Annotated in this window: 21 protein-coding genes; 12 read left to right on the top strand and 9 right to left on the bottom strand. The window is 65.8% G+C overall.

The annotated features are described in order from the left end of the window. Positions 1 to 27 precede the first annotated feature (27 nt). Positions 28 to 903, top strand: a complete 876-nt coding sequence (gene panC, locus WAQ08_RS19675) for a pantoate--beta-alanine ligase (RefSeq protein WP_422194029.1) — start codon at positions 28 to 30, stop codon at positions 901 to 903. A 59-nt stretch (positions 904 to 962) separates the two neighbouring features. Here panC and WAQ08_RS19680 read toward each other — a convergent pair whose 3' ends face one another. From WAQ08_RS19680 to ettA, 6 genes are all read right to left on the bottom strand, one after another. Beyond that, entirely contained in the window at positions 963 to 3,059 is a 2,097-nt protein-coding gene (locus tag WAQ08_RS19680) for an ATP-dependent DNA helicase (protein ID WP_422194031.1), read from the bottom strand. A gap of 84 nt (positions 3,060 to 3,143) precedes the next feature. Then, positions 3,144 to 6,020, bottom strand: a complete 2,877-nt coding sequence (locus WAQ08_RS19685; RefSeq protein WP_422194033.1) for a zinc-dependent metalloprotease — start codon at positions 6,018 to 6,020, stop codon at positions 3,144 to 3,146. Between the two features lie 161 nt (positions 6,021 to 6,181). Then, positions 6,182 to 8,332, bottom strand: a complete 2,151-nt coding sequence (locus tag WAQ08_RS19690; RefSeq protein WP_422194035.1) for a TRAP transporter large permease subunit — start codon at positions 8,330 to 8,332, stop codon at positions 6,182 to 6,184. A gap of 100 nt (positions 8,333 to 8,432) precedes the next feature. Next, positions 8,433 to 9,488 carry a putative solute-binding protein gene (locus WAQ08_RS19695; protein WP_422194037.1) on the bottom strand — a complete coding sequence of 352 codons (1,056 nt, stop codon included), beginning with the start codon at positions 9,486 to 9,488 and terminating at the stop codon, positions 8,433 to 8,435. A 179-nt stretch (positions 9,489 to 9,667) separates the two neighbouring features. Next, positions 9,668 to 10,681 carry a hypothetical protein gene (locus tag WAQ08_RS19700; protein WP_422194039.1) on the bottom strand — a complete coding sequence of 338 codons (1,014 nt, stop codon included), beginning with the start codon at positions 10,679 to 10,681 and terminating at the stop codon, positions 9,668 to 9,670. A gap of 274 nt (positions 10,682 to 10,955) precedes the next feature. Next, entirely contained in the window at positions 10,956 to 12,620 is a 1,665-nt protein-coding gene (ettA, locus tag WAQ08_RS19705; protein ID WP_422194041.1) for an energy-dependent translational throttle protein EttA, read from the bottom strand. Positions 12,621 to 12,872: 252 nt separating this feature from the next. On the opposite strand from ettA, the gene WAQ08_RS19710 reads away from it, so the two are divergent. Then, positions 12,873 to 13,124: a hypothetical protein gene (locus WAQ08_RS19710; RefSeq protein WP_422194043.1), complete on the top strand. Its 252-nt coding sequence runs from the start codon at positions 12,873 to 12,875 to the stop codon at positions 13,122 to 13,124. A gap of 41 nt (positions 13,125 to 13,165) precedes the next feature. Beyond that, complete coding sequence (gene tadA / locus WAQ08_RS19715) at positions 13,166 to 13,720, top strand: tRNA adenosine(34) deaminase TadA (protein WP_422194300.1); 555 nt, start codon at positions 13,166 to 13,168, stop codon at positions 13,718 to 13,720. Positions 13,721 to 13,741: 21 nt separating this feature from the next. Here tadA and WAQ08_RS19720 read toward each other — a convergent pair whose 3' ends face one another. Beyond that, positions 13,742 to 13,885 (bottom strand): hypothetical protein, encoded by a 144-nt coding sequence (locus WAQ08_RS19720; protein WP_422194045.1) that lies wholly within the window; start codon positions 13,883 to 13,885, stop codon positions 13,742 to 13,744. Beyond that, positions 13,882 to 14,010, bottom strand: a complete 129-nt coding sequence (locus tag WAQ08_RS19725) for a hypothetical protein (RefSeq protein WP_422194047.1) — start codon at positions 14,008 to 14,010, stop codon at positions 13,882 to 13,884. The genes WAQ08_RS19720 and WAQ08_RS19725 overlap by 4 nt, the downstream gene beginning before the upstream one ends. Between WAQ08_RS19725 and WAQ08_RS19730 the strand changes: the two genes are divergently transcribed. From WAQ08_RS19730 to WAQ08_RS19740, 3 genes are all read left to right on the top strand, one after another. Further along, positions 14,011 to 14,820 carry a hypothetical protein gene (locus tag WAQ08_RS19730; protein WP_422194049.1) on the top strand — a complete coding sequence of 270 codons (810 nt, stop codon included), beginning with the start codon at positions 14,011 to 14,013 and terminating at the stop codon, positions 14,818 to 14,820. Between the two features lie 165 nt (positions 14,821 to 14,985). Next, positions 14,986 to 15,300 carry a hypothetical protein gene (locus WAQ08_RS19735; protein WP_422194051.1) on the top strand — a complete coding sequence of 105 codons (315 nt, stop codon included), beginning with the start codon at positions 14,986 to 14,988 and terminating at the stop codon, positions 15,298 to 15,300. 265 nt (positions 15,301 to 15,565) lie between these two features. Further along, positions 15,566 to 15,928 (top strand): hypothetical protein, encoded by a 363-nt coding sequence (locus tag WAQ08_RS19740; RefSeq protein WP_422194052.1) that lies wholly within the window; start codon positions 15,566 to 15,568, stop codon positions 15,926 to 15,928. Positions 15,929 to 16,004: 76 nt separating this feature from the next. Here WAQ08_RS19740 and WAQ08_RS19745 read toward each other — a convergent pair whose 3' ends face one another. Continuing rightward, positions 16,005 to 17,693: an electron transfer flavoprotein-ubiquinone oxidoreductase gene (locus tag WAQ08_RS19745; RefSeq protein WP_422194054.1), complete on the bottom strand. Its 1,689-nt coding sequence runs from the start codon at positions 17,691 to 17,693 to the stop codon at positions 16,005 to 16,007. Between the two features lie 323 nt (positions 17,694 to 18,016). Here WAQ08_RS19745 and WAQ08_RS19750 point away from each other — a divergent pair, with 323 nt between their 5' ends. From WAQ08_RS19750 to WAQ08_RS19775, 6 genes are all read left to right on the top strand, one after another. Then, positions 18,017 to 18,802: an SDR family oxidoreductase gene (locus tag WAQ08_RS19750; protein WP_422194055.1), complete on the top strand. Its 786-nt coding sequence runs from the start codon at positions 18,017 to 18,019 to the stop codon at positions 18,800 to 18,802. A 145-nt stretch (positions 18,803 to 18,947) separates the two neighbouring features. Then, on the top strand, positions 18,948 to 19,418 hold the full coding sequence (locus tag WAQ08_RS19755; RefSeq protein ID WP_422194057.1) for an acyl-CoA thioesterase: 471 nt from the start codon (positions 18,948 to 18,950) through the stop codon (positions 19,416 to 19,418). Between the two features lie 177 nt (positions 19,419 to 19,595). Further along, positions 19,596 to 20,303: a CoA transferase subunit A gene (locus tag WAQ08_RS19760; RefSeq protein WP_422194058.1), complete on the top strand. Its 708-nt coding sequence runs from the start codon at positions 19,596 to 19,598 to the stop codon at positions 20,301 to 20,303. A gap of 2 nt (positions 20,304 to 20,305) precedes the next feature. Continuing rightward, positions 20,306 to 20,944: a CoA transferase subunit B gene (locus WAQ08_RS19765; RefSeq protein WP_422194059.1), complete on the top strand. Its 639-nt coding sequence runs from the start codon at positions 20,306 to 20,308 to the stop codon at positions 20,942 to 20,944. 353 nt (positions 20,945 to 21,297) lie between these two features. Continuing rightward, on the top strand, positions 21,298 to 22,608 hold the full coding sequence (locus tag WAQ08_RS19770; protein WP_422194301.1) for a DNA recombination protein RmuC: 1,311 nt from the start codon (positions 21,298 to 21,300) through the stop codon (positions 22,606 to 22,608). A gap of 186 nt (positions 22,609 to 22,794) precedes the next feature. After that, complete coding sequence (locus WAQ08_RS19775; RefSeq protein WP_422194061.1) at positions 22,795 to 24,147, top strand: hypothetical protein; 1,353 nt, start codon at positions 22,795 to 22,797, stop codon at positions 24,145 to 24,147. Positions 24,148 to 24,184 lie beyond the last annotated feature (37 nt).

The following is a 24,184-nucleotide window of genomic DNA, read 5'->3' on the forward strand; positions in this document are numbered from 1 at the left end:
CACGCCATCGCTCAGGAACACCGATCCATGAAGACCGTTCACACCATCAAAGAACTGCGCGAGCACCTGGACCAGGCTCCGGCACGCCCGGTGTTCGTGCCCACCATGGGCAACCTGCACGAAGGCCATTTGGCCCTGGTGCGCCGTGCCCGTGAACTGGGTGCCCCCAAGGGTGCGCCCGTGGTGGCCAGCATCTTCGTGAACCGCCTGCAATTCGGGCCAAACGAGGATTTCGACACCTACCCCCGCACGCTTGAGCGTGATGCGCCACTGCTGGCCGATGCCGGCTGCGACGTGCTGTTCGCACCCTCGGAGGCCGAGCTGTATCCGCAGCCGCAGGGCTACAAGGTGGTGCCGCCGACCGAACTGGCCGACATCCTGGAGGGTGCTTTCCGCCCGGGCTTCTTCACCGGCGTGTGCACGGTGGTGCACAAGCTCTTCAACATCGTGCAGCCCGGCACGGCCATCTTCGGCAAGAAGGATTACCAGCAGCTCATGGTGCTGCGCAACATGGTCCAGCAGATGGCGCTGCCCATCGAGGTGCTGGGTGGCGAGACGCTGCGTGCCGATGATGGCCTGGCGCTGTCCTCGCGCAATGGCTACCTGAGCGCCACCGAGCGCTCCGAGGCTGTGCAGTTGAGCGCCGCGCTGCGCCGTGTGCAAGAGGCCGTGGCCGCCCAGCGTGCCGCCGGTGGCCTGTCGCCCGATTCGCTGGCGCTGCTGGAGCAGCAGGCCATGGCCACCTTGTCCAGCCGCGGCTGGAAGCCTGATTACGTGCTGGTGCGCCGTCAGCGCGACCTGCTGGTGCCGGCGGCCGATGTCCTGGCCCGGCAGGAGCCGCTGGTCGTCCTGACCGCCGCACGGCTCGGCACCACGCGCCTGATCGACAACCTGGAGCTGTGACCTGCCTGTGATCTGTGGTTGCTGCCTGGGAAGGCCGCTCGCAGTGCATCGCTGGTTCGTCAGGCCTGAGGCTGCTTGAGCGACAGCAAAAAATCGACCGCCTCGGCCTGCACGCGGCTGCGCCGCATCGGCGGCAGGCTCTGCCAGATGCGGCGGCCGTAGGGCTTGTCCACCAAGCGCGTGTCGCAGATCATCAGCACGCCGTGGTCGGTCTCGCTGCGGATCAGGCGGCCGGCGCCCTGCTTGAGCGCGATGATGGCCTGGGGCACCTGGTGGTCCATGAAGGGGTTGCCGCCGCCTTGCTCCAGCAGCTCCAGCCGCTTGGCCAATACGGGGTCGTCCGGCGGCGCGAAAGGCAGCTTGTCGATGATCACCAGCGTGAGGGCATCGCCCTTCACGTCGATGCCTTCCCAGAAGCTGTGGCTGCCGACCAGCACGGCGCGGCGCAGGCGACGGAAGTCGTCCAGCAGCATGGGTCGGGGCGCATCGCCTTGTGTGAGCACCGTCAGGTTCAGGCCTTCGGCTTCGATGCGGGCCTTGAGCCGTTCAGCCGCACGCTGCACGGCGCGGTGGCTGGTGCACAGCAGGAAGGCGCGCCCCTCGTTGGCGATGATCAGGGGCAGTGCCGCGTCCACCACGGCATCGGTGTGCGCTGGCGCATTGGGAGCGGGCAGGGTCTGCGGCACGTACAGCATCGCCTGCGAGGGGTAGTCGTAGGGGCTGGACCAGGCCTGGCAGCGCGCGTCCTGCAGGCCCAGGGCCTCCTGGAAATGGCTGAAATCCTGGCGCACGGCCAGCGTGGCCGAGGTGAAGATCCAGGCCTTGCGGGGCGGGGGGGCGGGCTCGTCGCCTTCCGGTTCCTCATCCCAGGCGGATGCGTCATCGCCTGAAGGCTCGCTGCTGCCATTGACACCCAGGCGCTGGCGCCTGAACACATCGGCCACGGAGATCGGTGTGCGGTGCAGTTGCACGCCCAACTGGCTCACGTCCAGCCAGCACAGTTCGGGCTGGTCGGCGCGCTCCGGGTGGCCCCAGGCGCTCAGGCGCTGCATCAGCTCGTTGGCGCGCCGGTGCAGGTTGGCCAGGTCGGGGCTGCGTTCGGCCTGGGCTTCGAGCACGTCGCGCAGTTCACGCAAGGTGTTGCGCAGCGTGTCCAGCGCCGGCCACACCGCATGATCGGCCGGCAACTGGCCTTGCGACCATTTGGAGATGCCGGCGTCGAAGCACAGGCGCAGATCCTTCAGCGCGCGGTCGATGGGGGCAATCGCATCGGGCCAGTGCAGCGCATCGCGCGCATGGGCCAGGCCGATGGCCTTGGTGTCGCGCAGCAGGTCCATCAGTTGCGCGCTTGACACCGTGTCGCCGAAGAACATGGTGGCGGTGTCCGGCAACTGGTGCGCCTCGTCGAAGATGATGGTCTGCGCGTTGGGCAGCAGCTCGGGCACGCCCTCCTCACGCAGCATCAGGTCGGCGAAGAACAGGTGGTGGTTCACGACGACGACATCGGCGTCCTGCGCCTCGCGGCGGGCCTTGAGCACGAAGCAATCGTTGTAGTGCCCGCAATCGCTGCCCAGGCAGTTCTCGCGCGTGGAGGTGACGCGCATCCAGATGGGCGCCGTCTCCGGCACTGCGGCGCATTCGGCCTTGTCGCCCGTGGGCGTGAGGTGGATGAAGCGGTTGATCTGGCCCAGGTCACGCACCTCCTGGCGGCTGCCCAGTTGCGTGGCCTCCTGGTTGGTGCGTTCCAGGTGGTGCCAGCACAGGTAGTTGCTGCGTCCTTTGAGCAGGGCGGTCTTCACGGGCAGGGCCAGTGCATCACGCACATTGGGCAGGTCGCGGTTGAAGAGCTGGTCCTGCAGGGCCTTGGTGCCGGTGGACACGATCACCTTGCCGCCTTGCAGCAGGGCCGGCACCAGGTAGGCGGCGGTCTTGCCCACGCCTGTGCCGGCCTCCAGCACCACGCTGCTGCTTTCGCGGATGGCCAGGGCGATGGCCTGGGCCATCTCGATCTGTTCGTGGCGGACGCGGTAGCCGGGCAGGGCACGCGCCAACGGGCCGTCGGCGGCGAACAGGGTGCGCAGGCCGAGTGGGTCGGGCGGTGGTGAGGTGTCGGGGCTGGCCTGCTCAGGCGGGGCCGTGGGGGAAAGGTCGGTCATGGCGCGCTGGTGGCGGCTTGCTGGTCGGGCGATACAGGCGTGAACAGGGGCGAGGGGCAAGGGGGCCGTGGAGCGCTGGCGCGATCAAGGCGCAGAGCGCACCACGGAGGCGTCCAGGGCCCGCTTGAGGGTGTCCAGGCAATCGCGCCGGTGGGCTTCCGCCACGCTGCTGGCATCGCTCGAACCCAGGGCACCGGGCCTGGACAGCAGCTTGACGAGTTGCTCGGCCTGCAGCCGCAACTGCACGCGCACATCGGCCCGATTGCTGCCCTTGAGCAGGGCCACGCTCAGGCGGTTGATGTGGTCCCGCTGCAGGTTGCGGCGCCAGGGCGGCGGCACGGTGCGTTCCTGGTGGCGGGGGGCGAGCCAGATGGTGGCGCGCAGGCGGTCGTGGAACTCGCCCAGGGTCAAGGGATGCGTGTCGCGGTCGCGGGTGCGGTCGATGTTGTCCAGCAGCCGGTCGGCCAGGCCATCGGCCATCAGGTCGCTCAGCACGCTCCGTTGCAGCACGGCCAGTTGCACGGCGGCCGAGAAGTCCGTGGGCGAGACGCTGCCGCCAGGGAACTGGCTCTCGGCGCGCTCAAGGTAGTCGGGCGCCAGGCGGCGTTGCAGGGCCGGTGGCAGCTGGATGCTGCGGGGCGAGAGGATCTGATCGAGCAGCAGCGTCAGCGCGGCGCGTTGTTGGTCCGCTGGCAGTGGGTCCAGCGCATCCTGGCCGCTGGCGGCCGTGCCGCGGCGCGTGACCAGGCCACCGATCTGGCGGGTGAGGATGTCGGCTGTGCGCTCGACATCGCGCAGCGCATAGCTGACACGGCGACGCAGCACACCAGCGTCGTCCGTCGGGCCCAGGCGCACGGTGGTCTGGCGCGCGATCAGGTCGCGGGCGATGGCCAGCCGTATGCGCGCAAAGGCGACCGGATCACGGCCCAGGTCGAAGGTGAGCGCTTCGGGGTCCAGGCCCAGCGCGCTGTCTTCGTCGGTACCGTAGGCCAGTGCATAGGCCTGCTTGGGGTCGGCACTGCGGCGTGCGATGGCGTCGAGCGCGGCCTTTTGCACGGCGGGCGTGCCGGCCAGCGGCTTGTAGGCGTACTCGATGGCCCAGAAGTCATAAGGGCCCAGCGTGGTCTGGAAAGGCGTGACCGGGGGCTGGCCGGGCGCGCTCAGGTTGATGGCAGCGTAGTCCATCACCGAGGCGCTGTTGCCTTCGCGGGCCGTCAGGGGGGCATCGAGCAGTTGCGCCTGGGTGCGCCAGCGCGAGGCCTTGAAGTTGTGGCGCAGGCCCAGCGCGTGCCCCACCTCGTGCATGGTCGTGTCGCGCAGGTAGGCCAGCACGAAGGACTTGACCTCGGCGCTGTCGGGCGGCAGATCGCCGGGCACGTCGTGAACCTGGGCCCATACGTCCATGCCGTAAGCCATCTGCTCGGCCGCGATCATGGCGTGGTCACAGTGGTCTTCTGCCGGCAGCAGGGCATCGAAACCGTGGCGCTGCGTGGCGGCTTTGGTGCCCTTGGCGGGGCGTTCGTCGTCGTCATCGCCCAGGTTGAAGACCTGGCTGCGCACCGCGCGAATCGCCCGGGTGGACAGGCTCTCCAGTGCCACCTCGGCGGTGAGGATCTCGCCGGTGCGCGGGTCTACGTGAGAGGGGCCGATGGCGCCGAAGGTCGGGCGTGCGTTGGTCATCCAGCGCACGATGGCCTGGCCGTTACCGACGATGTCCAGGGGCTCATCGGCGGTGCTGTCGCGCACCTGGATCGCGTTCTTGAAGCCGATGGCCTCGAAGGCGGCATTCCAGGCCAGCACGGCCTCGCGGATGGTCGGGCGGTAGTCGTCGGGGATGCTGCGGTCCAGCCAGAAGGTGATCGGCCGCACGGGCTCGGACAGCGCAGCCCCGGGATCCTTCTTCTCCAGACGCCAGCGGTTGACGTAGCGGATTCGGGGGGAGCGGGCGCGGTCGTTGGTGAAGTCGGCCACGGTCGAGACGAAATGGCCGATGCGCTCGTCGGCCAGGCGTCCGCCCATGGGCTGGGCCGGCAGTGGGCTCAGCGTGTACTGAACGGTCAGGAACAGGCTGCGTGGGTCGGGCAGGGCGGTCGGGATGGCCGGCTGGCTGCCACTGGAGGGTGCCGATGAGGTGAGCGAGCCCGTGGCGTAGTGCTGCTGAATCTCCAGCGTCAGGCCCGACGGCGTGCTGCGCGCCTGGGTGACCCCGCTGTTGCGGGCATCCAGGGCATAGCCCTGCCGGAAGGTACGCTGCAACTGCAGGCCCAGCCCCAGCAGATCACCCGCCATCAGGCTGGACAGCTCGACCAGCACCTTGCCATCGCTGCTGCGCGGCTGGCTGGCCACGGGCACGCTGGCCAGCAGGCTGGGTGAGAACGCATCCTTCACGGCAAGTGCTTGCGGGGTGCCGGCCGTGGCCGTGAAGCTGGCATTGATGGCCACCAGCTGTACCTGCTGGTTCACGCGGCGGAACTCTACCCACTGAGGGCGGCCCACCTGCGCACTGCGGCTGGCCAGCAGGCCACCAAAGAAGCCGGCCTCACCCAGGCCCGTGCGCATCTTGGGCGACAAAAAGAAGGCTCGGCCGAAATCAGACGGCGCCAGCTCTACCCAGACCTTGTCCTGCCGCTTCCACACGGGCAGCACGCCATCGAGGCGGTCTGCGCCGCGTACCACCGTGTCGAATGGGGGCGCCTGGCCTGATGACGGTGCCGGTGTCGCGGTGCCGGGTGGTGTCAGCAGGCTCACCTGGGCGGGCACGCCAGCCGGCAGCCCCGACACGGCCACGGTGGCCGCCGGCGCTGGGGCGGGTGCCTGGTTGCTGGTCCACTCCGTCCAGCTTTCTTTCAGGGGCTGGACGATCGCGCAGCCGCTCAGCCCCAGGCAGGTGGCGGCCGTCGCCAGCGTGTGGAGACGGAAAAAGCCCCGGGAGCGGGAGGGCAGGGAACGGCTACCTGACATCAAATGTGCTGGATGCTTGGATCGGGTCTGGACGTGCGCGGGCGCAGTGGAGCACGCCCCTTCACCTTACCACCACCCGAATACCTCCTGATGGGGGATGAAAAAACCGGCTGGGGCGTAGGCCCTCAGCCGGTTGTGGTGTTTGGCGCGTCAGGCCGTGCTCAGTGTGCGGGCGGAACGAACCAGTCCTTGATGAAGTGCAGCGCAGGCGTGTCCATGACCAGCAGCGGCCCGAAGGCGACGATGGACAGGCCCACCGTCATCACGGCCAGCGGCAGGATCCAGCGCTCGTAGCGGCGGTAGAAGCCCAGGTGCTTGACCTCGCTGTCGGCCTGGTTCACTTCGGCCTCGCCGATCACCTGGCGTGTGAGCAACTGGTTCAGCGCCACTGGGGGCAGCAGGTAGCCCAGCTCGAAGGCCACCAGCACCATCATCCAGAAGTGCACCGGGTCGATGTTGTTGGCGTAGGCGATCGGGGCCAGCGTGCCCGACACCAGCAGAACGGCACCGAACGGGTCCATGATCATGCCCAGCAGCACCTTGACGACGACCAGGAAGGCCATGGCCGTCCAGTGGTTCTCGAACACCTTGGGCGCCAGGTTCATGATCTCCGAGCGCTCGATCACGCCGCCCATGGCCAGCGACAGGGTCATCAGCGACAGCAGCGCGCCGATGTGGCCGATGGTCTCGTTGGTGGCGAAGCGGATGGACGATTCCACGCCGCTCTGGCGGTGGCTGGCGTAATCAGGCGTGATCTCGGCCTTGCCCTTGTTGAGGATCTTGTCGAACACCAGGATCAGGATCATCAGCACCGGCATGATGGTCGGGGCGGTGATTTCGTTGAGCTTGGTGTCGAGGGCGAACTCGTACAGGGCCACGATCACGGCGACCACGGCGATGTAGGGGATCAGGGGCACGATCTCGCGCAGCATGGCCGGTACGGCCACACGCGGTGCCTCGATGGCCGCGCGCTCGGTGCGCAGCATCTGCGAGGCCAGGAAGAACAGCGTCGAGGTGACCAGGAAGACGTAGAAGCCCCAGTGGTACAGGCCTGCCGTGGTGACCTGCTTGTTCAGCGCCGCGATCAGCACCACCAGCAGGCAAGGACGCAGCACCACGCCCAGCGAGCCGGACATGGCGGTGGCGGCCAGCGCGAACTGGCGGGCACCACCCGAGGCACGCACCTCGTGGTAGATGATGCCGCCGGCGGCGATCACGAAAATCCCGGAGGCGCCGGTGTAGGCGGTGGGCACGGCCGCAGCCAGCAGGATGATGTAGGTCAGCAGCTGCGGCGAGAGCTTCCACGGGCGCACCGTGTTCATGAACAGATCGACGATGCGGCTCTGCTTGAGCAGCATGCCCGCCCAGATGAACAGCCCCAGGTTCATGAAGATGCTGGGCAGCTCCATCAGCTGGTTGATGTAGATGGCCAGGCCGGCGGGATGGCCGTGCAGCAGGAAATACAGGCCCGACAGGATGGCCATGTGGGCGAACAGCGGGATGGACAGGAAGGCCAGGCCCCAGGTGCCCTCGCCATGCGGCGATTTGGGACACCAGATCACGCGCTTGAGGTTGATCAGCAGCAGGGTGGTGAACAGGGCCATCCACAGCCAGTGCAGCACCTCGTGCTCGATGGGCACGCCCGATTCCTGCAGGATCTGGTAGTAGCGCACGCAGGAGAACAGCAGCAGGCCCGAGGCGGCTGACAGGGCGATCGAGCCGAGCCAGTAGTCACGGCTGTAGTGGCCGGGGCGGATGCCGATGTGGTGGAAGCCCAGCGTGGTGGTGATGGCGGCGATGCCCACCATCAGCAGCAGGATCAGCGAGCGGTTGCTGGTACCCAGCTCGAACAGCGCGAAGAAGCTGGTCTCCAGCGTGCGGTAGAGCTTGACCTGCGGGGTCTGGTGATCCTTGATGCGCTCGTACAGGTCGTGTTTGAGTTTGCAGATCTGCTGGGACTGGATCACCGACTCACGCACGGCGGCAGGGTCACGCTTGGTCTCGCCGAACAGGCTGTCGATGTCGTCGCCGCCACCGCTGGAGCCGGTGTCGGAGAGCTGACGCTGCACCTCGGCATCGATGTCGACGTTGGCGTTGCACTCCGGCTTGACCGGGTCCGCGCGCAGCATGAAGTACTGCACTTGCGCCTTCTGATCCCCGAACATGGACTCGCCGAACTTCAGCAGTTGTCCATGAACCATCTCGCCGGTGCCGATGATCAGCGTCAACAGCAGCAGGGTGAAAACGGGCAGGCTGGAAAACCATTCCAGCGGGGTTCTTCCCAGGAACTTGGGAGACGACTTCGTTTGCATGGCGATCTCGCGGGACTCCGGCGCTACGTCTGCCGGATTCAAATGAACGGGGGGCGTTCATGCCCCCCGATGGACAACTCTGGTCAGCGCGGTGGCGCGCTTACTTCCACTCTTCTTCCGATTTCGTGGAGCATTCGGGGTCTGCCGGGTTGACCGTGCAGCGCACCTTCTTGATGACCCTCAGCCCGCGCTTGTCATACAAGCCCTTCTGAGCGATGTCCACGCGTGATTCACGCAGCATCAGGGTGTACTTGTAGGCGTTCTCGGCGCTCAGCTCCATCCAGGTGCTGGCCGGCACGCTGGCGTCCGCCTGCTTGACCAACTGCATCGCGCGGTCGAACTGGGTCAGCCAGTAGGCGCGCGACTTCTCGCCGAAGTCCTCGGAGAACTTCGTCTTGTTGATGATCATCTGGTAGGTGAGGATCAGGATCGGGAAGCGGGCGATGGCGCCCTTGCTGCCGATGCCCTTGTAGAGCTCCAGCGGCTTGTAGGCCAGCGTGGGCGCGGCGATCATGTCGACCGAGCCGTTGTTGAACTTGGTCGAGAAGTTGGTGATGTCGGCGGAGATCGGCTGGGCGCCGATGCGCTGGATCATCACGGCCTGGGCCTTGTCGTAGTCGAAGGCGGCGATCTTCTTGCCGGCCAGGGCTTCGACGGTGTTGATCTTGCGGTCGTTGACGACAGGGTAGGCGGCGCCCAGGGGCACGATGCCGGCCACCTCGTAGTTGCCTTCGGTCATCAGCTTGGTGACCTGGGGCGATGCGGCCGAGTAGGTCTGGATCAGCTTGCGAACGACGTCGTAGCTGCTGGCCATGTCGATCTTGCCGTCGCGCACGATGGTGGTCGAGCCCAGCGTGTCGATGGAGGCCGCCACGGCATTGAACTGGCGCGTGCGGAAGGCGGTGGCGATCACGGCATCGCACTGGCCGGTGCGGAAATCTTCCGTGGCCACGCCTTCGTTGTTGTAGGCCTTGAGCTCCAGGGACACACCGTGCCGCTGCATGGCAACGATGTAGTCCTTGGTCATGTTGAACAGGTCGCCAGAGGCGCCGAGCAGGTCATAGACGCAGACCTTCTGGGCCGCCTGGGCGCCCAGGCTGGCCGCAGCCAGCAAGATCGCCGCGCCGACCTTGCCAAGGGAATGGTTCAACTGCATGGGGGTGTCTCCTACGGTACGTCCTGGCCTTCAGGCCTGTTGTCTGTCTCGCTGCACGCTCGCTTGTTCGGGGAAATTTCAGCGATTCGAACAGCTGTATGAATTGCGTAACTATAGCGAGCAGGCCCCGCCGCAGTCAGTGCCCTCCCCGTGAAAACGGGGGAGGGCTTTCCCGAGTGTTACTTCAGGAAACTGTCGACGTCCACGCCGGCGTCGGCCTTGTCGTCCCAGAACTTGCCCAGCGAGTTGAAGGGCGTGCGCGAACCGGTGTTCTGCGTCCACATGCGGTCGGAGATGTTCTCCAGCTGTGCCGTGGCCACCACATCCAGGAAGCGGTACTGGCGGTTCACCTTGAAGTTCTGCACGCTGGTGGCGCGCTTGATGATGGCGCGGATGGTGGCTGTGTCATCGGCGGACGAGGCGGCGATGGCATTGACCACGTGAGCCAGGCGCACACCCTTGGCTTCGCCAATGGTCATGGCACGGTCGAAGGTGCCCTTGATGTCCTTGCCTTCGGAAGCGCCGGGGATGATGCTCCACACGGCGGCCTGGGTGGCTTGAGGCACGCCCCACCACTTGTTGTTGTCCAGGCAGTTCATGGCGGAGGCGGCCAGCGGGGCGATGTCGGTGGGCACGCCCACGGATTGCTGGGCGGCGATGTCGTTGGTCATGGCCTGCACACCGGACAGCGAGCCCAGCAGGAACACCAGTTCATCGAAATCGCGCTTGAAGCGCGGGCAGTTTTCACCGTACTTGAAGAAGTAGGTCTGCTCCAGCTTGTTGCGCATGCGCTTGAAGGAGGTGTACTGGCGTTCCGCGGTCAGGGCCAGCAGGCGCTTTTGTGCCACGCGGGCATCGGTGGCTTCGTCGGCGCGCTTTTCGCGCACGGCACGCAGGTAGCGCAGCTCTTCGGCCAGCGCCTTGGATTCGGAGCAGACACCAGCGGCGCTGAACATCACGGTTTCGGCCAGAGAGGGGTCACCATGGAACTCGCGGGCGGCACCCACCAGCGGTGCATTGACCATCGAGAAGTTGCAGACCATGTCGACATCGCTCATGGCCAGCGCGGGAGGAGTAAAGCCTTCCTCGATGACGTGGAGGGTCACACCGCTGGTGGCCGACTGCAGCAGGGCACAGCCACTCATGGTCAGGGCCGACACGGCCGCAACGCTGACTGTGAGGAGTCGGGTCATCCTTGAAATCATTGATCTGTCTCCGGGGTGAATCTGGACCAGGCTGGTGTGGTCTGCAGGTAGATGAGATGCAATTGGTTTCTTGCCGAAATGGCAAAAAAGTCCGTGAAATTTTATCTGTCGAACGTTTTGTGATTCGGGTATGGAAACCCTAGGGTTCCTCCCTGAAAATCCAGCAGGGACAAGGGTTTGCGGCCCGTGAACAGGGGGATATGGCATGAAAAAGGCCCGGCGCCTGTGGGCAGCCGGGCCTGGTCGGACAGTGTGATCCGTTTTACTTGATGGGCTTGAAACGCACGCGCTTGGGGCGGGCGCCTTCTTCACCCAGGCGCTTCTTCTTGTCGGCTTCGTACTCCTGGTAGTTGCCGTCGAAGAAGAACCATTGCGAATCACCTTCGCAGGCCAGGATGTGCGTGCAGATGCGATCGAGGAACCAGCGATCGTGGGAGATGATCATGGCGCTGCCGGCGAACTCCAGCAGGGCGTCTTCCAGCGCGCGCAGGGTTTCGACGTCCAGATCGTTGGAGGGTTCGTCGAGCATCAGCACGTTGCCGCCCTTGGCCAGGGTCTTGGCCAGGTGCAGGCGGCCGCGCTCACCACCGGAGAGGTTGCCCACCAGCTTCTGCTGGTCGTTGCCCTTGAAGTTGAAGCGGCCCAGGTAGGCGCGCGAAGGCATCACGAACTTGCCGACAATGATGTTGTCCAGGCCGCCGGAGACGTCTTCCCACACGGTCTTGTCACCGGCCAGGCCTTCTCGGCTCTGGTCGACGAAGGCCAGTTGCGCCGTCTTGCCGATGGCGACTTCGCCGCTGTCGGGTTGCTCGACGCCCTGGATCATGCGGAACAGCGTGGATTTGCCAGCGCCGTTCGGGCCGATGATGCCGACGATGGCGCCAGCGGGTACCTTGAAGCTCAGGTTGTCGATCAGCACGCGGTCACCGAAGGACTTGGTGACGTTCTTGAACTCGATGACTTCATTGCCCAGGCGCTCGGCCACGGGGATGAAGATCTCGTTCGTCTCGTTGCGCTTTTGGTAGTCGACGTCGCTCAGCTCTTCGAAGCGCGCCAGACGGGCCTTGCTCTTGGCCTGGCGGCCCTTGGCGTTCTTGCGCACCCATTCCAGTTCGACCTTCAAGGCCTTGGCGCGGGCGTCTTCGCTCTTCTGTTCTGCTTCCAGGCGCTTGCCCTTGGCATCGAGCCAGTCGGAGTAGTTGCCCTTGTAGGGGTGGCCTGCACCGCGGTCGAGTTCGAGGATCCACTCGGCAGCGTTGTCCAGGAAGTAGCGATCGTGGGTGATGGCCACCACGGTGCCGGAGAAGCGGCTCAGGAACTGCTCCAGCCAGTCCACGGACTCGGCGTCCAAGTGGTTGGTGGGTTCGTCGAGCAGCAGCATGTCGGGCTTGGACAGCAGCAGGCGGCACAGGGCCACGCGGCGCTTTTCACCACCGGAGAGGTTGCCGATCACGGCGTCCCACGCGGGCAGGCGCAGCGCATCGGCCGCCAGCTCCAGTTGAAGGTCGGTGTTCTCGGAACCGCCAGCCGCGATGATGGCTTCCAGCTCGCCCTGCTCGGCGGCCAGCGTGTCGAAGTCGGCGTTCTCGTCGGCGTAGGCCGCGTAGACCTCGTCCAGGCGCTTCTTGGCGGCCAGCACGCCGCCGATGCCTTCTTCAACCGCTTCACGCACGGTCTGGTCGGCGTTCATCTGCGGCTCCTGGGGCAGGTAGCCGATCTTGATGCCGGGCATGGGCACGGCTTCGCCTTCGATCTCCTTGTCCACGCCCGCCATGATCTTCAGGAAGGTGGATTTGCCGGAGCCGTTGACACCCAGCACGCCGATCTTGGCGCCGGGGAAGAAGCTCAAGGTGATGTCCTTGAGGATTTGCCGCTTCGGGGGAACAGTCTTCCCGACGCGGTTCATGGTGAAAACGTACTGGGCCATTTATTGGCCCTCCTGTGAACGTAGTGAACAGGGCACGCCGAAGGCGTGTGGGGGGTTCGTCAAAACGTATTGAGCCATCGTGCTGCCTTCTGGCCTGTGGACCAGGCTGCAAAGTGTGTGGGTGCAAAAGTGTGATTATCCGCCAGCCGGGGCCAGGCACGGCTGACGGGCCAGCCATTGCGTCACCAGTTGTACCTGCTTTTCAGCCACAGGCGATAATTTGGGGCAATGCTGCACTGATGGAGCCCTGCCATGTCTCGGATCGTTGGATTGATCGTCGTGCTGATCGTTCTGGTGGTGGGTGCCTTGCTGGCCAAGCGCCAGATCAGCGGGATCCATGCCGCGCCGGGCGCTGCGTCTCAGGCGTCCGCTCTGGCTGTGCCGGATGTGCGGACACCGCAGGATGCACGTCGCATCACTGAGCAGGTGCAAAGCGAGGTCAATCAGATGGTGGAAGACCACGACAAGCAGCTCAAGCAGAACATTGACAGCCAGACACCGTGACCGACAACGCCGCCCTCATCACCCCCGCCGACGAACACGCCATGCGCATCGCGCTGGACCAGGCCCACAACGCCTGGCTGGCGGGCGAGGTGCCGGTGGGCGCGGTCATCATGCGGCAGGGACAGGTCATCGCCACGGGCTACAACCGGCCGATCACCACGCACGACCCCACGGCCCATGCCGAGATCGTGGCGCTGCGCCATGCCTCGCAGTTGCTGGCGAACTACCGCCTGCCCGATTGCGAGCTCTACGTCACGCTGGAGCCCTGCGCCATGTGCGCCATGGCGTTGATGCATGCGCGCTTCAAGCGGGTGGTGTTCGCGGCTCACGATCCCAAGACCGGCGTGGCCGGCTCCGTCATCGACCTGTTCGGTCATGCCCAACTGAACCACCATACGCAGATCGTGGGCGGTGTGCTGGCTGAGGCCAGCAGCCAGTTGCTCAAGCAGTTCTTCGCGGAGCGCAGGGCGCAGATCCGTGCCGAGCGCGATGCCGCGCGTGCGGCTTCTGCGGGGCAGGCAGAACCTGCCTTGCCGAGCATGGATGCAGAACCTATTCCAGTCGGCCTGGTGATCGAAGATCCGGACCAGCGCTGAGGCCTTTGCCCGTGAGAGGCGTCAGGCGCGAGCCGGGTCGTCACTCTCGATCAGGTCACCGCACAGCACCTGCACCCGTTCGCGCCCATCCACCTTGCGCCTGAACGCCAGGGACACGGTCACGCAGATGTGGTTGCCGTGGATGGTCCGATAGGGGCGCGTCACTTGTACCTGCCGATGGTCTGCATGGCACGACGGAAATAGGGCCGGCGGGCCCAGGTGGCGCCGGTACAGTCGTTCAGCGGCTCATAGCCCAGCACATCAGGGCTGCTGTACTGCGGCGGCAGCACGTGCGTGCCGACCTGGAAGCCCTTGCCGTCCAGCAGGCAGCCCACCTCGGCCTGGGGCAGGCTCAGGAAGCTGCGGCAGGCTTCTTCCAGCGTGTGCCCCTGCGCGAGTTCGAACGCACCGTGGCCGATGGCGTTGTAGTACGCGGCGATGCGGCCTTTTGCTCCTGGCGTTGCCGCAAGGCGGGGCTGCCCACCAAGGTGGCATCTGTCAGCCCGCGCATGCTCTACAACTTCGCGCGCCGCTATGACGAGTACGACGGCGAGGACGACGATGGCTCCAGTTGCCGAGGCGCGCTCAAGGGCTGGTTCAACCACGGTGTCTGCCTGGAGGCCGACTGGCCCTACAGCGATGCCTCGCCCACGCCCAAGTACGGCTACGCCAAACGGGCGGCCGCCCACACGCTGGGTGTGTACTTTCGGGTGGATCTGGGCTTCATCACCGACCTGCAGGCGGCCATCCAGGAAGTCGGCGCCGTCTACGTGTCCGCCTTCACCCATGATGGCTGGAGCGAGATCCCCCACCAGGCCAAGTCGCCGGCCAACCACGCCGCGCTGCCTGTCATCCCCTTCGATGGGCGTCCCTCGGAAACCGATGGCCATGCCTTCGCGCTGTGGGGCTTCAATGCCCAGGGCTTCGCAATCCAGAACCCCTGGGGCACCGGCTGGGGTGTGGGGGGCTTCGCCATCCTGACCTATGGCGACTGGCTGGCCAATGCCATGGACGCCTGGGTGGTGGCCATGGGCGTGCCGGGCGTCGTGGTGGGCCGTGTGACGGCGCAAGGGCAGAGCGGCACACGGGCGCGCCGGTGACGCCAACAAGAGCCTATGGTGGAGCGAAGACCAAGCTTACCGGCACAAGCGTGGTGCTGGGCAACGATGGGCGCGTCAAGCGCTACCTCACGGAAGACGAACTCAGCCGCACATTGCTGCACCAAGTGGCCGGCCTGCCGGACCAAAGGCACGCGCAAGCGCCTGGTGCTGTATGCGCACGGCGACCTCAACCGGGAGGGTGCCGCCATCGGCCGGGCCCGCGCCATGGGGCGGCACTTCCTGGGCAATGATTGCTACCCGCTTTTCCTGGTCTGGAAGACGGGGCTGTTCGAGTCCATCGGCAACATGCTGAGCGACACCTTCCGCCCCAAGGCTGCAGGCATTGGCGAATGGTTCACCGAACGCAGCGACCTGCTGCTGGAGAAGAGCATTGGCCGCCCGGCAGCGCGCCCCATCTGGAGCGAGATGAAGGAAAACGCCGAGCTGGCATTCGGCCAGGCCGGGGCGGCGATGTGCTGATCACCGCGCTGCAGAAGCTGTCGGACACCTGGGGTGATGACTTTGAACTGCACCTGGTGGGGCATTCGGCCGGCGCCATCATCCTGGGCCATCTGATCACGGCGATGGCGGCACGCGGCCTGGCCGGGCGCATCACCTCGGCGCATCTGCATGCGCCTGCCTGCACGGTGGCTTTTGCCAACCGCCACTACGCACCGCAGACCGAGCTGATGAAGCGCCTGTACGTGCAGTTGCCGCCCGAGACCGCGCCGAGCGTGACAACCACGTGGCGGGCATCTACCGCAAGTCGCTGCTGTACTTCGTCTCCAACGCGCTGGAGGTGGATCTGCGCACGCCGATCCTGGGCATGGAAAACGTCTTCAAGGAGGACCGCGCCGGCTGGGATGGCACCTCCGCCACGGGCGATGCGCTCAAGAGCTGGCGCCAAGCTGCAGCGTCTGCCGGCTTGCTGAGCAGTGGGCGGCTCACGGTGGTTGATCGTCAGAAGATCCTGATCGCCTTGCCAGACCGCCGCGAGCGCACCTCGCACGGCGGTTTCGACAACGACATCGACGTGATGGCCCAGACCCTGTCGGCCATCCTCGGTGCTTCGTTGCTCAAGCCGGTGGACGATCTGCGCGGCTTCTAACGAGGCCGCGCCGGGCAACAAAAAAGGCAGCTTGCGCTGCCTATTTTGATGTGTCTTGTGACTCGGACAAGGCCGATCACATGCCCGAGTAGTTCGGGCCGCCGCCGCCTTCGGGCGTGACCCATACGATGTTCTGCGTCGGGTCCTTGATGTCGCAGGTCTTGCAGTGCACGCAGTTCTGCGCGTTGATCTGCAGGCGGTCGCTGTTGTCCTCGTTCTTCACGAACTCGTACACACCGGCCGGGCAGTAGCGGCTTTCAGGGCCGGCGTATTTCGACAGGTTGATGTTCACGGGCACCGACGCGTCTTTGAGCGTCAGGTGGGCCGGCTGGTGCTCTTCGTGGTTGGTGTTCGAGATGAACACCGAGCTCAGGCGGTCGAAGGTGAACTTGCCGTCTGGCTTCGGGTAGTCGATCTTGGCGCACTCGGAAGCGGGCTTCAGGCGCGTGTGGTCGGCCACCGGGTTCGGGATCTTCCAGGGCGGCGACTTGACGCCCAGGCGGGGCAGCAGCCACTGCTCGATGCCGGTCATCAGCATGCCCACGTACATGCCCTTCTTGAACCAGGGCTTGAAGTTGCCGGCGGCTTCCAGCTCGTCATACAGCCAGCTCTTCTTGAAGGCTTCGGGGTAGGCGCCCAGCTCGTCGAACTGGCGCCCAGCCGTCACTGCTTCGAAAGCGGCTTCGGCGCACAGCATGCCCGACTTGATGGCGGCGTGGCTGCCCTTGATGCGCGAGGCGTTCAGGAAGCCGGCGTCACAGCCGATCAGCGCGCCACCCGGGAACACCGTCTTGGGCATGCTGGGGATCATGCCGTTGTTGATGGCGCGGGCGCCATAGCTCAGGCGCTTGCCGCCTTCCAGGTACTGCTTGATGGAGGGGTGCAGCTTCCAGCGCTGCATTTCCTCGAACGGGCTCATCCAGGGGTTCTGGTAGTCCAGGCCGACCACGAAGCCCAAGGTGACCTTGTTGTCTTCCAGGTGGTACAGGAAGCCGCCGCCGAAGGTCTGCGTGTCCATCGGCCAGCCAGCCGTGTGCACCACCAGGCCGGGCTTGGCCTTGGCCGGGTCGATCTCCCACAGCTCCTTGATGCCGATGCCGAAGCTTTGCGGCGCCTTGCCGTCGGCCAGCTTGAACTTGTCGATCAGGCGCTTGCCCAGGTGACCGCGCGCGCCTTCGGCGAACACGGTGTACTTGGCCAGCAGTTCCATGCCCAGCTGGAAGTTGTCGGTGGGCTCGCCCTGCTTGTTGATGCCCAGATTGCCGGTGGCCACGCCCTTGACGGAACCGTCGTCGTTGTAGAGCACTTCAGCGGCGGCGAAGCCCGGGAAGATTTCCACGCCCAGGTTCTCGGCCTGCTGTGCCAGCCAGCGCACCACGTTGCCCAGGCTGATGACGTAGTTGCCTTCGTTGTGGAAGTTGTTGGGGATCAGGGCGTTGGGGGCCTTGAAACCACTGGTCTCGTTCGTCAGGAACCACACTTCGTCGGCCGTGACGGGCTGGTTCAGGGGCGCGCCCTGTTCCTTCCAGTCGGGGATCAGCTCGGTGATGGCCTTGGGGTCCATCACGGCGCCGGACAGGATGTGCGCGCCGGGCTCGGAGCCCTTTTCGAGCACGCAGACGGAGATTTCCTTGCCGGCTTTCTCAGCCAGTTGCTTCAGACGGATGGCGGTGGCCAGGCCACCAGGGCCGGCGCCGACGATCACCACGTCATATTCCATCGACTCACGGGGGCCGAACTGCTCAAGGATTTCCTGGGGCGTCATCGTGTGGTTTCCTTCGGGGAAAGGGGGGACTCATTCGCGCGCGGATCACCCGGATCGGCGCTGGGCATGCAAATGCAAAACCCGGCATTGTAATTCGCGGTTCAGTGGGGATTTGCCCGCATTCTGGCAGAAAAAAGCACGACCGTTCGAAAATGTGATCCCCCTGCGTGGGTATGGCAGCCGGCCGTGTCGCGATAACGGCATCAGACCCCGCTTGCAACCCCTTCTATGCTGGGTGGGCAAGGCCCTTCGTGCTAAGGTTTCCGGCAATGGCCGCTGATGCTTTTTCGAGGCGGCAACACCCCCCTGATGGAACGAAGAACATGAGCTACAACATCGACCTGTCCGGCCGCGTCGCCCTGATCACCGGCGCCTCCAGCGGCCTGGGCAAGCAATTCGCACTGACCCTGGCCAAGGCCGGTGCCGCCGTCGTGCTGGCGGGCCGCCGCGTCGAGAACCTCAAGACTCTGCGCGCCGAGATCGAGGCAGGCGGTGGCGATGCCCACGTCGTCGGGCTGGATGTGACCGACGTCAACAGCATCCGCGCCGCCGTGGCCCACGCCGAGACCGAGGTCGGCGCCATCGACATCCTGATCAACAACTCGGGCGTGAGCACCACGGAGCGCCTGGTGGACGTGACGGAAGAGAACTACGACTACGTGTTCGACACCAACACCCGGGGTGCCTTCTTCGTGGCACAGGCCGTGGCCAAGCGCATGTTGGCCCGCGCCAAGGGCTCCGCTCCTGGCACCTTCACCGGTGGGCGCATCGTGAACATCGCGTCGGCGGCTGGCCTGCGCACCATGCCCCAGATCGGCGTGTACTGCATGAGCAAGGCCGCCGTGGTCCACATGACCAAGGTGATGGCCGGCGAGTGGGGCCGCTTCGGCATCACCACCAATGCGCTGTGCCCGGGCTACATCGACACCGAGATCAACCACCACCACTGGAACACCGAAGGTGGCCAGAAGCTGATCGACATGCTGCCGCGCAAGCGTGTGGGCCAGCCCAAGGATCTGGACGCGCTGGTGGTGATGCTGTGCTCGGCGCAGAGCGATTTCATCAACGGCGCGATCATCTCGGCGGACGATGGGATGGCCGCGGCCTGATCTGCCGGGCCCATGCGGCCACAGGGCGGGGCGCCTGGCGGCAAGCCCCTGCCGTGAACCTTGAATTCGGCTGTGCTGCCGCCATCTGAGCGGTAGTTCATCCTTTTTCAGGCGCGTGGCGACAAGCCACCGCCTGCACGAGCCTATGCGATTCGAAATCCCTGATCACAAACTGCTGGTCCACGAGGTGCCGCTGCCCATTCTGTGGGGCGACATGGACAGCTTGGGCCACGTCAACAACACCGTGTACTTTCGCTACATGGAGCAGGCGCGGGTGTCCTGGATCGCCGCCATCAGCGGCCAGGTCAACTCGGAAGACGAAGGCCCCGTCATCGCCAACACCTTCTGCAACTTCTACCGGCCGCTGGTGTTCCCGGGGAGCCTGGTGGTCAAGCTGTACGTGGCCAACCCGGGCCGCACCAGCATCGACACCTTCGTGAGCATCGAGCGCGCGGACGAGCCGGGCGCGGCCTATGCCGAAGGCGGTGCCACGCTGGTATGGGTGAGCATAAAGGACGGCCGACCGCTGCCGCTTCCGGGGTTCATGCGGGCGCTGGAAGGGCTGCCGCCCAAGCTGCCGGGCGGGGAATCGCCGCCCGCCTTGCCTGGAAGGTGACGTGGGCTGACGCACCTGAACTGCAGGGCAGGAGCCATACAACGCCACGGAGCCTGCCATGGCGTTTTTTCGTTTCATGCGCTGGATTTTTGGCCGGCACCCGGTGTACGCTGTGATTGTTGCGGTGCAGCACCAGCAGCCCCCGCACACCTCCCCGTGACCCCAAGGAGTGATTGGATGAACAAGGTCTACCCCGATGCCGCCAGCGCGCTGGCAGGCGTCGTCAAAGACGGACAGCTGATGGCGGTGGGGGGCTTCGGCCTCTGCGGCATCCCCGAGGCCCTGATCGACGCGCTGCAGGCCAGCGGCGTGAAGGACCTGACCGTGATCTCGAACAACGCCGGCGTGGACGGCTTCGGCCTGGGCAAGCTGCTCAACACGCGCCAGATCAAGAAGATGATCTCCAGCTACGTGGGCGAGAACAAGGAGTTCGAGCGCCAGTACCTGGCCAATGAGCTGGAGCTGGAGTTCACGCCCCAGGGCACGCTGGCCGAGAAGCTGCGTGCCGGTGGCGCAGGCATCCCGGCCTTCTTCACCCGCACGGGTGTCGGCACGCTGGTGGCCGAGGGCAAGGAAACGCGCGAGTTCGACGGTGCCACCTACGTGATGGAGCGCTCGCTGAACCCCGACGTGGCCCTGGTCAAGGCCCACAAGGCGGACAAGAGCGGCAACCTGGTGTTCCGCCGCACCGCGCGCAACTTCAACCCCGCCTGCGCGATGGCCGGCAAGATCACCGTGGTCGAGGTCGAGCAGTTGGTCGAGACCGGTGAGATCGACCCGGACGACGTGCACCTGCCGGGCATCTACGTGCACCGCATCGTCGTCAATGCGAACCCCGAGAAGCGCATCGAGAAACGAACCCTGAGCGAAAAGAAGGGAGCCTGAGCATGGCCTGGACACAAGACCAAATGGCCGCCCGCGCGGCGCAGGAACTGGAAGACGGCTTCTACGTCAACCTGGGCATCGGCATCCCGACCCTGGTGGCCAACTTCGTGCCGGCCGACAAGGAGGTCTGGCTGCAGAGCGAGAACGGCATGCTGGGCATCGGCCCTTTTCCGACCGAGGACGAGGTCGACGCCGACCTGATCAACGCCGGCAAGCAGACCGTTACCACCATCAAGGGCTCGTCGATCTTCGGCAGCCACGACAGCTTCGCGATGATCCGCGGCGGCAAGATCAACCTGTCCATCCTGGGCGCGATGCAGGTGACGGCCCAGGGTGATCTGGCCAACTGGATGATCCCGGGCAAGATGGTCAAGGGCATGGGCGGCGCGATGGACCTGGTGGCCGGCGTCAAGCGCGTGATCGTGCTGATGGAGCACGTGGCCAAGAAGAAGGACGGCACCGAGGACCTGAAGATCCTGCCGGAGTGCACCTTGCCGCTGACGGGCAAGGGCGTGGTCAACCGCATCATCACCGACCTGGCCGTGATGGACGTGACGCCCGAGGGCCTGAAGCTGGTCGAGCTGGCCGACGGCGTGACGCGCGAGCAGGTGCAGGCCAAGACCGGTGTGCCGCTGCATTGAGCCTGACCGACATCACCTGAATGGGCCTCGGCATCGCCGGGGCCTTTTTCTTGGCCTGCGACAATCCACGCATGAACAACGGATTTCTTTTCAACGCGCTGCTGCTGGTGGTGGCGCTGCTCAACCTGGCCTTGCTGGTGGTGCTGTGGCGCAAGGCCTCGGCAGGTGCCAATGCAGCGGACCAGGCCGCCGATGCCGCACGCCTGGCCGAGGCCCTGCGCCCCGCGCACGAGGCCCTGCGCGCCAGCCTGCACCAGGACATCCGCCGCGACGTGACGCAGGACGTGGTGCGCGAGGTGCGCAACGACCTGACCCAGGGCCTGAGCGGCACCCGGCAGGAACTGGGCGCCTCGATGGCGCAGTTCCAGCAGGCCTTGCTGAACCAGCAGGGCGATGTGACCCGCACGCAGAACGAGCAGCTTGACAGCTTCCGCACGCAACTGGCCGCGATGCAGCAGGGCCTGGCCGATACGCTGCGCGACACCACGCACCAGCAGGGCCTGCAGAGCACGGCCTTGCGTGAGGCCCAGACCGGTGCCTTGACACGCTTCACCGAAGCGCAAGAGGCCGCCATGCGCCGTGTGAACGACAGCCTGGCCGAGAACCTGCGCCTGCTGTCCGAAGGCAATGACAAGAAGCTGACCGAAGTGCGCCAGACGGTGGAAACGCGCCTGCAGGCCCTGCAGGCCGACAACGAGAAGAAGCTGGAGCAGATGCGCCAGACGGTCGACGAGAAGCTGCACGCCACCCTGGAAGCCCGCCTGGGCGAGAGCTTCAAGCAGGTGGCCGAGCGGCTTGAGCAGGTGCACAAGGGCCTGGGCGAGATGCAGCGCCTGGCCAGCGACGTGGGTTCGCTCAACCGCGTGCTGAGCAATGTGAAGACGCGCGGCATCTTTGGTGAAGTGCAGCTGGCCGGCCTGCTGGAGCAGGTGTTCACGCCCGAGCAGTACGCCGTCAACGTGGAAACGGTGCCAGGTACGGGCGCGCGCGTGGAGTTCGCCATCCGGTTGCCGGGGCAGGGTGGGCCGGGGGCAGCGCCGCTGTGGCTGCCCATCGATGCCAAGTTCCCACGTGAGGATTACGAGCGCCTGCTGGAAGCGCAGGACCGTGCCGACGTAGCCGGCATCGAGACGGCTGCCAAGGCCATCGAGACGCGCCTGCGCCTGGAGGCTCGTACCATTCGCGACAAGTACGTGTCGCCACCGCTCACATCGGATTTCGCGATCCTGTTCGTGCCGACGGAAGGCCTGTACGCCGAGGCCCTGCGCCGCCCGGGCCTGGTCGAAGCGATGCAGCGTGAATACCGCGTGATGCTGGCCGGCCCCACGACCTTGCTGGCCACGCTCAACAGCCTGCAGATGGGTTTCCGCACCCTGGCGCTGGAAAAGCGCTCATCTGAGGTGTGGCAGGTGCTGGGTGCGGTCAAGACCGAGTTCGCCAAGTTCGGCGACGTGTTGGCTAAGACGCGCAAGAAGCTGGACGAGGCCAGCAACACCATCTCCAGCGTCGAGACGCGCACGCGGGTGATGGGCCGTGCGCTCAAGCAGGTCGAGGCGATGCCGGATAGCCAGGCGCAGGCGCTGTTGCCGGGCGAGGCCGCGGACAACATCGCCGAAGTGGAGGCGGATGCTTCCCAAGGCCCTTCGACGCAGACCTTGCTCTAGGGGCAGGCTGCGGTCACTGCCGCTGTCTATAGAATGTCCGGATACCCACGGCTTGGCCCGAAAAGAGGCAGGCCAGTATCCTGATCCAATGGCCCGCGCACAGGTAGCGTCAGATGGTCGACAAATACCTCAGCGAGAAGGACTGGAAGAACGCCAGCAAGGGCACGGCCTGGAAGGCCGTGCCCGATGGCCAAGGCGCTGGCCGCGTTCGAGAAGGCCGAGAAGGGCACGCCGATCGCCGCGCTGGAAGCGCTGGCCGAGGTCGAGAAGCAGTCGGTGGTGCTGGGCAAGTCGGCCAAGGGCGACAAGCCGCTCTCGGCCTGGCTGGCTGAACTGGAAAAAACCATCGCCCGGCGCCGCAAGGATCTCGACAAGCCCCGTGACGAGTCCGAAGCCGCGCAGAAGTCCAAGGGCAAGGGGGATGGCGCCGGTGACGACGAGGAAGAGGGCGCGGCCGGGCTGCTGCTCGATCCCAAGAGGCTGCTGGCCCAACTGACCTTGCTCAAGCGCGATCCCGAGCGGTGGGCCAACTTCGCCTTCGTCGATGCGGGTGATCGGCGCGAGGCCGTCCTGGCCCTGAGCCCGAAGCTCGCCGGCCGCAAGATGTTCACCCTCATCCAGCAGGCCACGGGCGTGAAAGTGGGGGCTTATGGCACCGCGTGGCTGGACGGCCTGGTGCTGGTGCTGCAACTGGACAAGCCCTTTTCGGGTCTGGTCAAGAAGGTTCGCGGGCCGGTCCGCGACTGTGGGTTCCGCATCACCAAGGTCGTGCTGTGGGACGCCTCTGGTGCCGTGCTCGAAGAGTCCGCCGAGGAAGCCGACGACAAGGGGGCGGATCAAGCGCCGGAGGCGTCCGCCCCGTTGCAGGGCAAGCCTTCCGCCGACGACCTGGCCACCCAGTTCGAGCAACGCCTGTGCGCCCTGGCCAAGCCTCTGCAGGCTGCCTTGGTCGGCGCGCATCCCTCCGCAACGAAACTGCGCGAGCTGGCCAGCGTTGCCAGGGAGAAGGCGCAGGCCGGGCAGCATGCGGTCGCCTTGCAGGCCCTGGAGGCACTGCACAAGCTGTTGCAGACCTCGCCCCAGCCGAAGGGCTCCGGCACCGCGAGCCCGCCGGCCCAGGCCCAGGCCCCGGGCGCGGGCAAAGCCGCACCGGTGGAGTACGCCCGCTGTGGCAAGGCCTGGGCGGCGACCCAGACCAAGGTCGCCGATGAAATCAAGAGCCTGCGGGGCGCGATTCTGGCCGAGTACCGTGCCACGCCGCTGTTCGAGGCGGTGTCCGCCAGGATCGACCGGCTCGACGCTGTGGTCCAGCGTTTCGATGAGGGCCTGGCATCGGTGCTGAAGCAGGCCGATGCAGCGGTGGACGAGCAGGAGCGTGCGCGGCTCCATCAGGCAGCGGCGGCCAGCACCCGGCGGATGCTGTCGCGGCTCGACACTGACCCGGTCCTCTCTCGCCTGAAGGACAACCCCTTCGTGCCGATCGACCCGCGTGTGGCCTTGAACACCACCTTGCAGGTCCTCGCCCGCCAGGTCGCCTGAGGCCATGATGAGCCGCCGATCGTCTGAAAGACGGCGT

It is taken from the genome of Aquabacterium sp. (assembly GCF_049274795.1).
Taxonomy (GTDB): domain Bacteria; phylum Pseudomonadota; class Gammaproteobacteria; order Burkholderiales; family Burkholderiaceae_C; genus Aquabacterium.